This is a genomic window from Acidovorax sp. GW835-FHT14G06, assembly GCF_058793595.1.
This window is the reverse complement of sequence record NZ_JBXAGA010000006.1, coordinates 105,864-119,874: the sequence shown is the minus strand read 5'-3', so window position 1 is coordinate 119,874 and position 14,011 is coordinate 105,864. Positions and strand designations below refer to the sequence as shown.

Genomic DNA, 14,011 nt, shown 5'->3' with positions numbered 1-14,011 from the left:
GGATCGCCAAAACGGTTTTGAAGCCTTTTGGTGCTGAGGCGCTAGTGGAATATGCGCAAGCAGCTATCAAAAGTGGAGCGCCCACAGGTGCAGTGTTCGGCCTGACAATCGGGCTGCACCACCGCCCAGACACCATGACACCCGCTGTCCTTTCGCTATCGCATAGCGCCTTGCGCACCCCGCACCGGCGCGTGCAGCGCATAGGCGGGGCCGCAACGCTGGCCGTGTGTTGCCTTGCCCTCACAGCCTGCGGGCCTGACGTGCAGGGGTCGCCCAAGCCGCCCCCGGCGTTTGGCCCCGTGCAGAGCAGCTGGTTCGGCTGCCCGTCCCTGCAAGGGGTGTACGCCTGGCCGCCAGTGGAGCCCGGTGGCGTGCGGGGCAGCCTGCCGTTTTTTACCGGCTCGCCCGAGATGCAGGTCTGGGTGCAGCAACAGCGCGGCGAAACCACGCTGCGCACGCGCACCATCAACCGCGCGCGCAACGTGCGTACCTCGTTGACCCGGCAGTGGAGCCTGGTCACCTACGGCGGTGCACAGGCACGTTGCAGCTCTGGCATGCTCGACCTGGTTCCGCAGACCGCGCCGTCGGGCAAAGAGCCTGGGTCCTCGGGCGTGCTGCAGGGTTTCAGGCTGGCGCTGCTCAAGGATGGCGGACTGGCTGTGGGCAAGCGCACCCTCAGCACGGGCAACAAAGGCTCGTACTTCTCGTGGGGCGGGCAGTCCTACGGCAGCTACGACGCGCCCGATGTGGAGACCTGGACCTGGTTCAAGCTGGCCCGCACCGCTGCGGGGGACAGCGAGCCCCCGGTCATCGACGCCTACGTGCCCGGGGCCACCGCGCCCTGATTCGTGCAGAGGGTCCCTAGGCGCTTCGGCTTGGCCGCGGCGCGCGAAAAAGGCCGCGAACTTCCCTGTTTATCGCGCCACCGCCTGCGCCGCCACCTCGGCACAGTGGCATCGGGGCTTGGTCCATGGTGGGGCAGGCCCGGGCACCCGCATTGTTGTGGCTGGCGCCCATGTCATCGGGCTGCCCCTGCGGCGGCCACCCACTGTCGTTCAAGGAGAAGACCATGCCCGCTAGTGAACTGGAAATCCACGAGATCGTGCTGCGACTGCTGCGTGAAGGCTATACCGCCCTGACCGCCGCCCAACGCAGGGTGGTGGACACGCTGATGGCGGTGTGCTGACGCCCCCCGTGGCTGCGTGCGCCTGCGGGGCGCTTTGGGGCATCGCAGAGCTGCTTTGGGCCCATTTTGGCCGGATGCGCTAGTGCTGATTGCCTGAGGCGCTATCAAAAATGTAATGATTGCAGCTCCGCCTGCATCGCCTGCGCGATCAGGCGCATATCGTGGTCGCTGACCGCGAACAGCCCAAACCGGAACTTGCTGCCCCAGCGCTGGCGGTCGTCCACAAACTCCAGCGCGTCCAGCAGTGGCGCAATTGCGGCTTCGCGCGCAGGCACGTAAGCCACGTCCCGCCGCGACGGCACAAACCCGCCGCCCATGTCAAACGCATACGGCGCGCCCGGCAGCACGATGCCGATGGAGACAAACGCCTGCAGCCTGTCTTTGCCTCGCATAGTCACGGTGGGCGCGTAGTACGCCACGCGGTCGCCGGGCCGTATGCGCTGCAGCGGCGCCGCCTTGCCATGGCACACCTGCATGTAGCCCGTGCCGGGCGTAGCGCAGCCCCGGCGCGCGTGATCGGCGCAGGCCACCGCGATCCAGTTGCGGCGCGCCTGGGCCACCGGGTGCTGTGCCACACGGGGCGTTTGTGCCTGTGGCGTGAATATGCGCGTGGGTTCTGCGTCTTGCCACAGGGGCGGTTGAATGATGGTGTTCGTCATGAGAGGCGCCTCGTGCGCAAAGATGCCGTGACGGATACCGGCACGGTGTAGCTGGGCTGCAGACCACGCTTCAGAACGTGATCTGAACCGACGGCGCGCTGCGCCGGGCCTCGCCATGGAACACCGCCTCAATGTTGTTGCCATCCGGGTCCATCACCAACGCGGCGTAGTCGCTAGGCGCGTTCGCCAATCAACCGGCCTCGGTGCATTTGCAGCGCTTCCATGTGGCGGCCCTCCGGGGGGTCAATCCAGCGCGTGCAGACCCACGCGGTTGCCATCCAGATCGTGGATGTGCGCAAAGAAGCCCATGCCCGGCGGCAGCGCCTGGCGGGGCAGGGCCACGCGGCCGCCCTGGGCCACCGCGCGTTCTAGCGCGGCGTCGAGTGAGGGCGATGCGTCCAGGTACACCAGCGTGCCGCTGCCCGACACCTGGGGCGCCGTGGGGCCCATCATCAGCGCGCCGCCCGCGCCATCGGCTTCGGGGTCGTAGGCAAACACGGCGCCTTCGCTCGGGCCCATGTTCTCGCGGCGCATGGGCTGGCCCAGCACGGCTTCGTAAAAGGCCTGGGCGCGGTCCAGCTGGGTGGTGGGGATCTCAAACCAGGCGATGGCGTTTTTCATGAAAGGCTCCTTGTCGTTCAATGGGTGATGGAAAGAAAGAAGCCGTGATGGTGAATGGAGGCTGCTGACAGCGGCGTGTCAGTAGGGTTCGGTGGGGTGTGTGTCCCCTTGCAACAGACCCCTGCAACAGCCCCCGCAAGGGAAACCGCCAGCGGTCAAACCCTGCAGGATGCTGCCTGCAGGGCCAAGCTGGACCCAGCAGGGTACGTCGGCAACGGCCGGATGGTGTGGTCAGCGCACCGTTGGCGCAGCGTCGGCTTGTGCCCACTGCTGCGCAATCTGCTGCGCGAGTTGGTGGCGCAGGGCATAGCGCCGCGCATACATGGCGCGCTTGTGCGTGGGGATGTCGACCGCAGCGCGCTCGGGCAGTGCGCAGGGCAGATCCCAATGGCCTGACCCTTCGCGCTTCCCTCCGGCTTCTTCCCACAGGGCGCGGTAGTCAAACGTAAAGCCCTTGCCCGGGGCGCGGTTGCGTTGCTTGATCTGGAAGTCGGGATCGATGCCCTGAATGCGTTGCATGCCCCAGTGCTGGCACAGCATCACGAAGACATTGAGCAACAGCATGGGCGGGCGCAGGCCATGGGCCCGCTTGGTCAGCAGGCGAATCCGATCCTGTGTGTCGTCTTGGGACTTCTGCAACCCCTGTAGCGACGCTACCAGGACATGGCGTTCCGCCAGAAAGCCAAAGCTCAGGTTGAACAGCGCCGTACCCTGTGCGTCCAGCAGTGTCAGCGCCCAAAAGCCCTCGTGGCAGCAGATTTGGTTCTTGCCCAGTTGAATGGCAAAGTCTTCTGTCTGGCACAGAACAATGCGCTTGCCATGGCGCAGATGCTCGCACCGCTCGGGGCCAAAGACGCCATGGGCTGCAACCAGATCCTCCCCGCAGGCAGAGAGGCGCTGTGCCATGCCCCAGCGCCCATCCAGAAACGCGCGCCAGGGTATGAAGTACAGGGTGGGGTCGTCCCGGAACATGGCGGCCCAGGAAGGCAAGGACGCCAACTGCCGAGCAAACCGCTGACGGCTGCGCTGGAACAACCAAGCCCGCAGCCCATATTTCACCCCCTCGCCAGGGCGCCGGGCGCGCTGCACACCCAAAACGTCGGCCATACCCGGCCAACTGGGATAGCGCACAGCATGGGGTGTGTAGCGCCACGCGCGGCGCAGAGGATTCGCGAAAAGGAGCTGGGTCATGACCAACATCAAAAATTTCGCGGATAGTACCCTTTTGTAAAGACAAGTAAATTAACGTAAACCTGGGTAAGCGAATGACCTGACCCATCTCGGCCCCGCGCCGTTGCATGGCTGGCGAAAAGGGGTCAACCCAGGCGTCAGGCGCTGATGGCCAGCGCCCCTCTGTCCGCGCTGGCTGTCGACCCGGCAGTCGCCACCTGCGCCCGAAACGCACGCGGCGACAGCCCCGCATCGCGCGTGAAGGCGCGGGTGAAGTACGCCGGATCGGCATAGCCCAGCGTGTAGGCAATCGTGGCCACGCCCAGGTGGGTGTAGGCCAGGTTGCGCCGCGCCTCGCGCATCAGCCGCGCCTCAATCAGCCGCTGGGCCGACACGCCCGTGGCGGCCCGCGCCACGCGGCTCAGGTGCGTGGGCGACACAGCCAGCGCCCGCGCGTAGTCGGCCACCTGCCAGTGCTCCAGAAAATGCGCCTCGATCAGCGCCTCCAGCCGCTGCACCAGGCTGGACTCTGGCGCGTGGGTGTCGTCCGGGCTGTGGTCTTCCATCGCGCGCGCCACCCAGCCCAGTAGCGTGGCGCTCAGGCCCCGCAGCACCAGCGCACGCGCCTTGGCACGGCCCGAGAACTCCTGCCAGACCTGGCCCATGGCCTGGTGCAGCTGTGGCGGCGCAGGCGCCACGGCGGGCCGCGCCAGGTCGCGGCGCACATCGCCCACGCGCACAAAAATTTCGTCCATCAATTCATCGGCCAGCGTGGCCACCCAGCCCTGCGTGTGCTGCGTAAAGCGGAATGCGTGCACATGCCCCTGCGGCACGTTGATGAGTGCACCGGCAAACAGCGCAATCCGCTCGCCATCCAGGTGCGCCACGCCCCCGCCCGAGGTGATCAGCAGCACCTGGTGCAGCCGTGTGTGCCGGTGCGGCGCCAGCTCCCAGTCGTGCAGCGCCGATCGCTCGGCAATCGTCTCGCAGTGCAGCACATCGGGCAGGTGCTGCGACTCGCCGAACAGGCTGTACGAGCGGATGCCATCGATGTTCGAAAAGTGCATGTTCTGGCTCCATCCGTCCATTCAACGCGGCGACTGTGCCACGTATCTTTGGGTGGTCGTTTTGACCCATGTCATCAACCCAACAGAGCGGCTCACACAACTCAGCGAAGCGGCCCTGGCCAAGCGTCCTGCCGCAGACAGTACAAGCAGTACGGCAAGGCGGGACAACAACGCCAGGGGAGTTTTGTGAGCCGCTCGCCACTACAGGAGACACCATGAAAACCCAGGTTTGCATCATTGGCGGGGGCCCCTCGGGCCTCATGCTCTCGCAGCTCTTGCACCTCAAGGGCATCGATACCATCGTGCTGGAGCGCCAAAGCCGCGAATACGTGCTGGGCCGCATCCGCGCCGGCGTGCTGGAGCACGGCTTTGCCGCACTCATGCGCGAGGCCCAGTGCGGCGAGCGCATGGACAAGGAAGGGGAGATCCACGACGGCTTCATCATTGCCCATGACGGCAAGATGGACCGGGTCGATTTGCACAAGTACAGCGGCGGCAGCTCGGTGGTGGTCTACGGCCAGACCGAGCTGACACGCGACCTGTACGAAGCGCGCGACCGCATGAAGGGCATCGTCATCCACAACGCCGAAGATGTGCAGCCGCACGACCTGAAAAGTGCCAACCCGTATGTGACCTACCGCAACGGCGACGAGGTGGTGCGCATCGACTGCGACTTCGTCATCGGCGCCGATGGCTTCCACGGCGTAAGCCGCAAGTCCATCCCGCGCGATGTGCTCAAGGAGTATGAAAAGGTCTACCCCTTCGGCTGGCTGGGCGTGCTCTCGCGCACCAAGCCCGTCTCGCCCGAGCTGATCTACGCCAAACACGAACGCGGCTTTGCGCTGTGCTCGCTGCGCTCGCAGGTGCTGAGCCGCTACTACATCCAGGTGCCGCTGACCGACACGGTGGAAGACTGGTCCGACGAAGCCTTCTGGGCCGAGCTGAAACGCCGCCTGCCCGTCGAGGTGGCCGCCCAACTCATCATCGGCCCCTCCATCGAAAAGTCCATCGCCCCCCTGCGCTCCTTCGTGGCCGAGCCCATGCGCTACGGCAACCTGTTCCTGGCGGGCGACGCCGCCCACATCGTGCCGCCCACTGGCGCGCGGGGCCTGAACAGCGCGGCGTCGGACATCTACTACCTGTACCACGCCATGGTGGCCCACTACCAAAACGGCGACAGCACCGGCCTCGACAAATACTCCGAGAAGGCCCTGGCCCGCGTGTGGAAGGCCCAGCGCTTCTCGTGGTGGATGACGACCATGCTGCACACCTTCCCCGAGTCGCTGGCCTACGACCAGAAGCTCCAGGACACGGACCTGGCGTACCTGTTCTCGTCCGAGAAGGCGCTGGGGTCGCTGGCGGAGAACTATGTGGGGTTGCCGTTTTGAGCGCCCGGCAGTAGCACTGCTACCCAATCAAAGGCCTGCATGGGGTTCCCTCATGCAGGCCTATTTTTGTGTGTGCGGTCGGCGTTGCTTACAACCGGCGCTCCGTCTGTTCACGCGGCGCGCCCTACGACTTGCGTACTGCGGCCCCCTTGCGGGACCCAATGACAAAGCCGCTTTCTATGCAGCCCCCGTGCACGGCAATCGCCATCTGCTACGCAAAATTTAGGCAGAACTGATGCTTACGCCCGCATACCAGGCCCGATAGCATCACACCAAGTTTTCAGATCATTGGCCCCGTGGTGTCGATGTGCAAATCGACGATGGCTTGAACACGATGAAGCTGCTGACGCAGCGTTTTGAGGCAATGCACGTCACACCCGACAGTGCCAATCAACAGCCAGGAAAATCTCAAAAATGGATTGGGTCCCGATAGTCTTCATCACCTTCAAGGTGCTCGTGTTTGGCACCTGCATGTTCTACGCCATCAAGTGGCATCACGACCAAGGGAAGAAGGCAAAAGAAGAGGCCAGCAAGCAGCAAGGCTTGACTGAACAGACGCTGGACGCGTCGGAATAGTCGCTGATTTCTGACGATGGTCTGGGCTGCATCAACCGAACTATTTGCGAATCACCCCAATCCAGAAGTTCAGCCCTGCCAAGGCCATTATTTGGCGGAACCTCAGCACTGTGACCCGCTGGTAATCGATGGCGTGAATTGATCTCCTGCGCAAGCGGGGCAAGACACGAGCAAAGCAGGTGTTTTTGAGCGGCCTGCTTCAGGCTGATCGGAGTCATTCAAGGCCCTTTACCTGAACGACAGCATCCGCCAACACCTGTCGTTATGAATAGCCCAGGCCCGGAGGCGATTCAGCACTCATCTACCGCTTAACGATGAACTGCCAGACGGTTCAGCTGTTGCTGAGACACTTCAAACTCAAGTCAGCTGACCACTACCTCGGCATTGAAGTGGCTGACGCCTTGGAACTCTCAGTGAGTTCGTGATCTGGGGAGCACCGCTAACTGCGCCTACACGTCTATCAAAAGACTGGGCTCAAATCGCCCATTTTCGACCACACCGTTGGGCGCGTAGCCGCGCGGGTTGGCCACGACGCGCGTGGCGCCCACCTGGTAGTCGCAACTGTGGTGCACGTGGCCGTGCAGCCACAGGCGGGGCTGCCAGCGCAGGATGTGCGCTTCCAGGTTGGAGACAAAGCAGGCGTTCAGCGGTGAGCCGACAAACTGCGGCGCAATGCTGCCGGGAGAGGGCGCAAAGTGCGTGACCACTACCGTGGGGCCATCGAAGGGCTCGGCAAAGCGTGCTTCCAGCCAGGCGACGGATTGGTCAAACAGCATTTGCGAGACGGCGGGCGTAAAGCGGTCCGGGAAATCCGGGGTCAAACCGATGCGGCTGAAGTCGCGCACAAACGCCTGCGCCTTTTCCAGCCCGTCCTCGCGCTGCGCGGGCGAGTCGAACAGCCGGTAATCCGACCACAGCGTGCAGGCCAGAAAGCGCACGCCGCCATGGCGCCATTCCTCGCGTTCTAGCACGCGCACCTGGCTGCCCTGCGCCTCGGTGCGCAGGTTGGCCATGGTGCTCACCAGGTCGGAACCATAGAACTCGTGATTGCCAGCGACGTAGAGCGTGGGCTGGCTGAACTGCCGTGCCCAGGCTATGCCTTGCGCAGGGCGTTGCAGATCACCGGCCAGAACGACGACATCGGCATCGGTGTGCGGTAGTTCCAGGGGCTGCACGGACAGGTGCAGGTCGGAGAGCAGAGCGATTTTCATGGGCGGGTTCCGTGGCAACGATACAGAGACCATTCTGGACCGGAGTACTAGGCCAGCCTGTGCATGCGGCCATTGCGGATATTTGGGGGCTGTCACCTTTTTGGCGTCTTCAGCGTCCAATGGTCACAAGCCCCAAATAAAGTGAGCCCACCATGCAGTCCTTCTCCCTGACCAATGCTCCGCACACTGTGTCTACCCCCTGTTCCGACGAACAGTTGGTGGCGAGGGCTCTGCAAGGAGAGCAGAGTGCCTTCGAAGCCATCATGCGGCGCCACAACCGGGTGCTGTTTCGTGCGGCGCGCGGAGTGGTCTCCGACGACGCCGAGGCGCAGGATGTGGTGCAGGAAACCTATCTGCGCGCCTTCACCCGGTTGCCGGATTTTCAGGGGGGTGCATCGCTCGCGACTTGGATGACGCGCATTGCCATTAACGTGGCGCTGGACGCGCTTCGCAAGCGCAGCCGGTCAGTGCCGCTCGACTCCCAGGATCTGGACCACGAGCCTTCTCCGGAGCACATGATGTCCTTTAGCGCTCCTGCGGGCGTATCGCCCGAATCCGTGCTGGCACGCACCGAGTTGCGCGCCCTGCTGCAGTCCGCCATCGAGGGGCTGCCGCCCATTTACCGCAGCGTTTTCATCCTGCGCGCCGTGCAAGAAATGAGCGTGGACGAAGCGGCTTACTGCCTGCAGGTGAGCGACGCGGTCGTCAAAACCCGCTACCTGCGCGCTCGCTCCCTGTTGCGAGATGCGCTTGGCGCACAGATTGAGGCGCATGCCGAGAGCGTATTTGCCTTTGCTGGCGAGCGCTGCGACCAGGTCGTGCGCCATGTGGTGGTCGAGCTGCAGCAGCGCCATCTCATTGCGCAGCACTGAGCGCGGCCAAAACATCCCCTGGCGACGCCGTCTCGTCTGGCCGTACCGCGCGTATGGCCTGCAGCGCCGCGCCTGGCCAGAGCCATCTTGTTCAAATTTGCCGGCCGTTCCAGGTGCCGGCGCAACGGTTCATCAACCCACGGAGAAAACCATGAAGAGCACTTCCATTTACGTCCCCTCGCAGGCCTTGTTTCTCTCGCGCCGACGTGCCATGTCGACATCCGGTGCCGCCGTGCTGTCGGCCAGCGCAGTGGCTTTACTCGGCGGGCACGACGCGCTGGCCGCCGGTGCCAAGGTGAGCGCCCAGGAGCTTGAGGCCGATGTGCGCATCCTCAATACCGCTCTTGGCGCGGAACTGGAGGCGGTGGCGGCCTATCAGGTGGGCGCGGAAAGCGGCCTGCTGAGCAAGGCGGTGCTGCCGGTGGCCGTGGCGTTCCAGGGTCACCACAAGGAGCATGCAGCTGCCATTGCTAGCACCGTGCAAAAGCTGGGCGGCAAGCCCGTGGCGGCCAAGGATAAATACCAGTTTCCCGTGGAAAAGCTCAAGGTGGAAGCCGACGTGCTGCGCTTCGCGGCCGGTCTGGAGCGCGGCGCCATCTCGGCATACCTGGGCGCCGTGCCTCTGTTTGCGGATCGCGCGTTGGCACAGGTCGCCGCGAGCATCCTGGGCGACGAGGCCATGCACTGGGCCGTGCTGCGCCAGGTCCTGGGAGAGTCTCCTGTGCCTTCGGCTTTCATGTCATGAAGCCGCGCTGGCTTATCGTGGCGCTAGGGCTAGCGGGCGGCCTGATCGCCGTCGGTGCAAGTGCGGCGCCGGACGTCGCAGCGCTGGCGCGCGGTGAGCAGGTGTACGCGCGTTGTGCCGCCTGCCACGCCATAGAGGGTAATCGCACCGGCCCCCAGCACTGCGGGCTGTTTGGGCGCCGTGCTGGCACCGCTCCCGGGTACAACGCCTATTCCAAAGCTATGCGAGAGAGCCAGTGGGTCTGGGATGAGAAGTCGCTCAACGTTTTCTTGAAGGACCCCATGACAGCCTTACCAGGAACCTCCATGGGCTATGCCGGCGTGAAAGATGCAGCCGAGCGGTCGGACCTGATCGCCTGGCTGAAGGAGGCTTCGCATCCCGGCGCTGCGTGCAAGCCAATTCCTTAGCGCTGTCGCGGGCGCGAGGGTCGATCTGGCATTCAGTCGCGCTGCTGGGATGCCGGAATCTATGGACGGTTGGGAGTAAAGATATGAAATATGCAGGTTGTTGGACACGCCGCTCGTCGGTATGGCGTCTTGCAATAGCGATCGGTGTGACCGCAGCGGCTGTCGTCGCTTGCGGAGGGGGCGCTGCGGTCGATGACCCAGATGCCGCCCATGCGGCGCTGGTCGCACAGGGGCGGAACATCTTCCGATATGACACATTTGGCGATGAGGCTCAATGGACCGATGCGCTCGGACTGCACGAGGTCATCGCGGCAGCGGTCGATCCCGTGACTGCCTTGTCCGTTGGGCTCAAGGTGGATGCAGAGGCGCTTCCCGCTGCCGTGGTGGCAGGCATCCAAGACGGCAGCGTGGACCTTAAGGATCCAGCCACCACGGTGGCGCTGCTCAAGCTCGATGCGGTGGTCGGTGTCCGAGGGACCGTGGAGACGGTCAACGGGGTGGACAAGCTCGTTCGTGTCGGCATCACCTGCGCCCTTTGCCATTCGACAGTGGACAACTCCTTCGCCAAGGGCATTGGCAAGCGCCTGGACGGCTGGCCCAACCGCGATCTCAATCCGGGGGCGATCATCGCCTTGTCTCCGGCCGTGGATGCTGCAACAAAGGCCGCACTCAATTCCTGGGGACCAGGCAAGTTTGACCCGCGCCACAACATCGATGGTCTGAGCAAACCTGTCGTCATTCCGCCTGCCTATGGCTTGGAGGGTATCCACCGGATCACGTTTACCGGCGATGGCGAGGACATCGCCTACTGGAACCGCTATGTTGCCGTGGCCGAAATGGGCGGGCTTGGAGCGGTTTCGGAGCCGCGTCTGAATCTGAGCGTCGTCCATGGCCGAGAGGACCTGGTGAGCTCCAAACTGCCTGCGCTGCAGGCCTATCAGCTCACGCTTCAGGCGCCGCCTGCACCTGCGGGCAGTTTTGACACAGCCGCCGCAAAGCGGGGCCAGGCCGTTTTCAAGGGGACCGGAAAATGCGTGACCTGTCATAGCGGCAGTACTTTCACGGATGCGAACTCACGCCTGCATCCACCAGCCGACTCCATGGCGGAACCCGAGAGCCCCAGCTACGCCTCTCGCTCCGCTACCCGCCAGTACCGCACCACGCCTTTGAAGGGGGCTTGGCAGCACGCCCCCTATTTTCACGACGGCTCAGCCGCCACGCTGGACGATGTGGCGAAGACCTACAACACTCGGTTGGGCTTAGGGCTCAGCGCGCAGGATGTGGCGGATCTGGCTCAGTACTTGAAATCGCTGTGACAGCGTGGAGAAAGTTCGAATGAATGCACCTGAAAAAAATATGCTCCTGCCCGATGTTCAGAGCAGTGCGGAGACTCGGGGTCTCGAGATTGGCGCCGTAGGTATCCAAGGCCTGCGCTATCCCGTCAAGGTACGCAGCCGTGATCGGGTCGCCGACACCGTTGCGCAGTGGGCCATGACCGTGGCATTACCTGCTGAGGTCAAGGGTACGCACATGTCACGGTTTGTCGAATTGCTGCAGGCACAGTCGGGTGCTCTGGATGCAGCGGGTTTCTGTGGGTTACTCCGAGAGATGCTGGGCAGGCTGAATGCGCAGTCCGGGGTCATCGAAATGCGTTTCCCGTGGTTTGTCGAAAAAACCGCGCCTGTTTCATGTGTGCGCAGTTTGCTCGACCACGACGTTCAGTGGCGTGCAAGTGTGTCTGCTGAAGGTCTGTATGCCTTGTGGCTGAAGGTGGTCGTTCCCGTGACAAGTCTGTGCCCTTGCTCTCGGGATATATCGGTGTATGGAGCACACAACCAGCGCTCGCACATTTCCATAGAAGTCGAGGTCTTAGAGCCGATCGAGGTTGAGGATCTGATCGCCATTGCAGAAAGCAGCAGTTCCTGCGAGGTTTATGGGTTGCTCAAGCGTGTGGATGAAAAATTCGTCACAGAGCGTGCATATGAGAACCCCAAATTTGTGGAGGACATGGTGCGCGATGTTGCTGCGGCGCTCAATGGCGAGCATCGCGTGGGCGCGTATGTTGTCAAGGTGGAGAATTTCGAATCTATCCACAATCACAGCGCCTTTGCGTGCATTGCCCGCCCTGCGCGGGGAGCTTCCTGAACGAGTAACGCAGCGTGGCGGCCAATGAATCTGGGCGAATAGCTTCTCACTAGTGTGTAACTCGGGTCGAACAGTCTGGGGCTTTCGGGGCCGCACGTGGCAGCGCTTTCGTTCACCCATTCGCCCAAAGAAAAAAGCCCGGCACAAGCCGGGCTTCACACTTTCAATCCCCCATCACTTGCAGCTAAAACTGCTCGCAATCTCCACATCCCCCGTGCCGTTGTAGCGTGCCACCTTGGGGTATACACACAGTGGCCGTGTCCGGTTGGCAGACCAGCTGGCGGGCAGCTCGGCGTTGACCACATTGGCCCCCGCACCGCGTGCCTTTGCCGTCACGCTCTCGGGCGCCTTGCCTTGTTCCACCCACGCCACCAGCGGGGCCAGCATGTCGAACTGGTCGGTGGCGGGGCCGCCGGAGCAGTGGTTCATGCCGGGCACCAGGAACAGGCGGGCAAAGGCGTCGGCCTTGCCGCTGTGGTTGGCCTGCAGGCGGTCCATCCAGTTGGCGGTGTCCATGGGCGAGAACACGCCGTCGGCCACGCCGTGGAAGACGATCATCTTGGCGCCCCGGTTCTTCAGGGCGCTCAGGTCGGCTTCGTTGGGCGGGGTCATGTACGACCAGGGCGACTCGGCGTATTGCGCGGTGGTGGCGAACATCTTGGGGTAGTCCGTCTCCATGCTGAAGTTCAGCGCGTACTGCATGCCGGGGATGGCGGTGAACGCGGCCACGCTGGATGGGGGCGATGTGAAGATGAAGGCCACTGCACCGGCGTCGCGCGTGGCGGGGGCGCCGAAGTGCCACGATGCAAAGTTGGCGCCCGCAATGCCGGGGTCGAACCAGGTGCCGGTGTACAGCGCTTCGCCCTTGCTGTTCTTGGGGCCCGCAAAGATGCTGGCCAGCACGCCCTTTTGCTCGCTGGTGATGCACGAGCCGTCGCGCGCGCCGGTGCAGGTGGGTACGTCGGTCTGCAGGTTGAAGGCGGTCTGGCAGGCGGCCACGTCGTTGACCTGGCCGTCGGCCACGCCGTCCAGCGCGTCGCACTTGGCGACGATCTTGCTGCTGATGAGTTTGAACTCGGCCGGACTCACGGCGGTGTTCAGGTCGGGCAGGCCGGTGGCCGCGTCTTTGGTGGATACCTTGGCGTATTGCTGGGCCTTCCACAGCTGGGTGGTGGCGGCCTTGGGCAGGTGAAAGCCGGGGTTGCCCGCCAGGATGCCGTCGTACTGGTCGGCATAGCGCGATGCGCCGACCATGGCGTGGCGGCCGCCGTTGGAGCAGCCGGCCAGGTACGAGCGGTCGGGCGCCTTGCCGTAGGCGCTCTTGATGAGGTTCTTGGCCATGGGGGTGAGGGTGCCCACGGCCTGGTAGCCGTAGTCCAGCCGGGCTTGCGGGTCCACGCCAAAGAAGGGCGTGGGTGCGCCGTGGCCTGCGTCAGAGCTGAGCACCGCAAAGCCTTGCACCAGGCCGGGCGCCACGGGGGCACCACCGCTCACCGAGCCCAGCGCAAGCACTACGCTGCCGTCCAGGCCGCCGTTGGCCTGGTGCAGAAAGCGGCCGTTCCACTCCACGGGCATGCGCATTTCAAAACCAATGGCGTAGCTGGCGCCGTCCACCGGGCCGGTGCGCTCTTTCATCTTGCCTTTGACGAGGCAGTGTGCGGGCGCCTGGGTGGTCACGCCCTGCAGCGTCAGCGGGCCTGCGGGCACTTGCTCGGCCGAGGTGATGCGCGTGTCGGGCAACGCCAGGCTGCTGGCCAGCGTGGCGCACGACTGCAGGGTTGCCGGTGTGGCCGCCGCAAGCTGGGGCAGAGCGGCATCGGACGAGCCGCCGCAGCCCATGAGCAAGGCGGCGGCTGCGGCCGAGAGTGCCAGGGGGTGGTGGGCACGCATCCGGTTTCTTCTCATCTTCAAGCGCATGGTGTTGTCTCCAGTGGTTTTTTTGAGGCGCAAGGAACCCCGCAACG

At 64.0% G+C, this 14,011-nt stretch carries 14 protein-coding genes and 2 pseudogenes; 9 read left to right on the top strand and 7 right to left on the bottom strand.

Translation table 11 applies throughout. The features are described from left to right. Positions 1-134 precede the first annotated feature (134 nt). A complete protein-coding gene (locus AC1Q64_RS12130) occupies positions 135-845 on the top strand; it encodes a hypothetical protein (protein WP_492251496.1) in 711 nt (236 codons plus the stop codon). 445 nt (positions 846-1,290) lie between these two features. On the opposite strand, the gene AC1Q64_RS12125 is transcribed toward AC1Q64_RS12130, so the two are convergent. The 5 genes and pseudogenes from AC1Q64_RS12125 to AC1Q64_RS12105 form a co-directional block, all read right to left on the bottom strand. Then, entirely contained in the window at positions 1,291-1,845 is a 555-nt protein-coding gene (locus AC1Q64_RS12125; protein ID WP_492251495.1) for an EVE domain-containing protein, read from the bottom strand. 70 nt (positions 1,846-1,915) lie between these two features. Further along, positions 1,916-2,023: pseudogene (locus tag AC1Q64_RS12120) on the bottom strand (VOC family protein); the annotation flags it as partial. Positions 2,024-2,088: 65 nt separating this feature from the next. Next, on the bottom strand, positions 2,089-2,466 hold the full coding sequence (locus AC1Q64_RS12115; protein WP_288852515.1) for a VOC family protein: 378 nt from the start codon (positions 2,464-2,466) through the stop codon (positions 2,089-2,091). A 231-nt stretch (positions 2,467-2,697) separates the two neighbouring features. Further along, on the bottom strand, positions 2,698-3,657 hold the full coding sequence (locus tag AC1Q64_RS12110; protein WP_492251494.1) for a DUF535 family protein: 960 nt from the start codon (positions 3,655-3,657) through the stop codon (positions 2,698-2,700). A 137-nt stretch (positions 3,658-3,794) separates the two neighbouring features. Next, positions 3,795-4,703 carry a helix-turn-helix domain-containing protein gene (locus AC1Q64_RS12105; protein ID WP_492251493.1) on the bottom strand — a complete coding sequence of 303 codons (909 nt, stop codon included), beginning with the start codon at positions 4,701-4,703 and terminating at the stop codon, positions 3,795-3,797. 215 nt (positions 4,704-4,918) lie between these two features. Between AC1Q64_RS12105 and pobA the strand changes: the two genes are divergently transcribed. The 3 genes and pseudogenes from pobA to AC1Q64_RS12090 all read left to right on the top strand — a co-directional run. Beyond that, a complete protein-coding gene (gene pobA, locus AC1Q64_RS12100) occupies positions 4,919-6,091 on the top strand; it encodes a 4-hydroxybenzoate 3-monooxygenase (protein ID WP_492251492.1) in 1,173 nt (390 codons plus the stop codon). A gap of 414 nt (positions 6,092-6,505) precedes the next feature. Next, positions 6,506-6,667: a hypothetical protein gene (locus AC1Q64_RS12095; RefSeq protein ID WP_492251660.1), complete on the top strand. Its 162-nt coding sequence runs from the start codon at positions 6,506-6,508 to the stop codon at positions 6,665-6,667. Between the two features lie 290 nt (positions 6,668-6,957). Beyond that, a pseudogene (locus AC1Q64_RS12090) lies at positions 6,958-7,092 on the top strand (integrase); the annotation flags it as partial. Between the two features lie 24 nt (positions 7,093-7,116). Here the strand turns inward: AC1Q64_RS12090 and AC1Q64_RS12085 are convergent. Further along, positions 7,117-7,878: a metallophosphoesterase gene (locus AC1Q64_RS12085; protein ID WP_295944409.1), complete on the bottom strand. Its 762-nt coding sequence runs from the start codon at positions 7,876-7,878 to the stop codon at positions 7,117-7,119. Between the two features lie 152 nt (positions 7,879-8,030). Between AC1Q64_RS12085 and AC1Q64_RS12080 the strand changes: the two genes are divergently transcribed. The 5 genes from AC1Q64_RS12080 to folE2 all read left to right on the top strand — a co-directional run bounded on the left by AC1Q64_RS12080 (position 8,031) and on the right by folE2 (position 12,047). After that, positions 8,031-8,750 (top strand): RNA polymerase sigma factor, encoded by a 720-nt coding sequence (locus AC1Q64_RS12080; RefSeq protein WP_492251491.1) that lies wholly within the window; start codon positions 8,031-8,033, stop codon positions 8,748-8,750. Between the two features lie 151 nt (positions 8,751-8,901). Next, positions 8,902-9,495, top strand: coding sequence for a ferritin-like domain-containing protein (locus tag AC1Q64_RS12075; protein WP_295944407.1), 594 nt, complete (start codon positions 8,902-8,904; stop codon positions 9,493-9,495). After that, positions 9,492-9,902, top strand: coding sequence for a c-type cytochrome (locus AC1Q64_RS12070; RefSeq protein WP_492251490.1), 411 nt, complete (start codon positions 9,492-9,494; stop codon positions 9,900-9,902). The genes AC1Q64_RS12075 and AC1Q64_RS12070 overlap by 4 nt, the downstream gene beginning before the upstream one ends. Before the next feature lie 83 nt (positions 9,903-9,985). Then, positions 9,986-11,218 carry a c-type cytochrome gene (locus AC1Q64_RS12065; protein WP_492251489.1) on the top strand — a complete coding sequence of 411 codons (1,233 nt, stop codon included), beginning with the start codon at positions 9,986-9,988 and terminating at the stop codon, positions 11,216-11,218. Between the two features lie 19 nt (positions 11,219-11,237). Next, positions 11,238-12,047 carry a GTP cyclohydrolase FolE2 gene (folE2, locus tag AC1Q64_RS12060; RefSeq protein WP_492251488.1) on the top strand — a complete coding sequence of 270 codons (810 nt, stop codon included), beginning with the start codon at positions 11,238-11,240 and terminating at the stop codon, positions 12,045-12,047. A 174-nt stretch (positions 12,048-12,221) separates the two neighbouring features. Here the strand turns inward: folE2 and AC1Q64_RS12055 are convergent, their stop codons facing one another. Then, entirely contained in the window at positions 12,222-13,964 is a 1,743-nt protein-coding gene (locus tag AC1Q64_RS12055) for a tannase/feruloyl esterase family alpha/beta hydrolase (protein WP_492251487.1), read from the bottom strand. Between the last annotated feature and the right edge of the window lie 47 nt (positions 13,965-14,011).

What these genes read in the sequence shown, in the direction of transcription:
- AC1Q64_RS12095 (WP_492251660.1), top strand. Translation starts at nt 6,506, where the DNA reads ATGGATTGGGTCCCGATAGTCTTCATCACCTTCAAGGTGCTCGTGTTT.
- AC1Q64_RS12125 (WP_492251495.1), bottom strand. Translation starts at nt 1,845, where the DNA reads ATGACGAACACCATCATTCAACCGCCCCTGTGGCAAGACGCAGAACCC.
- AC1Q64_RS12085 (WP_295944409.1), bottom strand. Translation starts at nt 7,878, where the DNA reads ATGAAAATCGCTCTGCTCTCCGACCTGCACCTGTCCGTGCAGCCCCTG.
- pobA (WP_492251492.1), top strand. Translation starts at nt 4,919, where the DNA reads ATGAAAACCCAGGTTTGCATCATTGGCGGGGGCCCCTCGGGCCTCATG.
- AC1Q64_RS12075 (WP_295944407.1), top strand. Translation starts at nt 8,902, where the DNA reads ATGAAGAGCACTTCCATTTACGTCCCCTCGCAGGCCTTGTTTCTCTCG.
- AC1Q64_RS12055 (WP_492251487.1), bottom strand. Translation starts at nt 13,964, where the DNA reads ATGCGCTTGAAGATGAGAAGAAACCGGATGCGTGCCCACCACCCCCTG.
- AC1Q64_RS12110 (WP_492251494.1), bottom strand. Translation starts at nt 3,657, where the DNA reads ATGACCCAGCTCCTTTTCGCGAATCCTCTGCGCCGCGCGTGGCGCTAC.
- AC1Q64_RS12070 (WP_492251490.1), top strand. Translation starts at nt 9,492, where the DNA reads ATGAAGCCGCGCTGGCTTATCGTGGCGCTAGGGCTAGCGGGCGGCCTG.
- AC1Q64_RS12080 (WP_492251491.1), top strand. Translation starts at nt 8,031, where the DNA reads ATGCAGTCCTTCTCCCTGACCAATGCTCCGCACACTGTGTCTACCCCC.
- AC1Q64_RS12130 (WP_492251496.1), top strand. Translation starts at nt 135, where the DNA reads ATGACACCCGCTGTCCTTTCGCTATCGCATAGCGCCTTGCGCACCCCG.
- AC1Q64_RS12105 (WP_492251493.1), bottom strand. Translation starts at nt 4,703, where the DNA reads ATGCACTTTTCGAACATCGATGGCATCCGCTCGTACAGCCTGTTCGGC.
- AC1Q64_RS12115 (WP_288852515.1), bottom strand. Translation starts at nt 2,466, where the DNA reads ATGAAAAACGCCATCGCCTGGTTTGAGATCCCCACCACCCAGCTGGAC.
- AC1Q64_RS12065 (WP_492251489.1), top strand. Translation starts at nt 9,986, where the DNA reads ATGAAATATGCAGGTTGTTGGACACGCCGCTCGTCGGTATGGCGTCTT.
- folE2 (WP_492251488.1), top strand. Translation starts at nt 11,238, where the DNA reads ATGAATGCACCTGAAAAAAATATGCTCCTGCCCGATGTTCAGAGCAGT.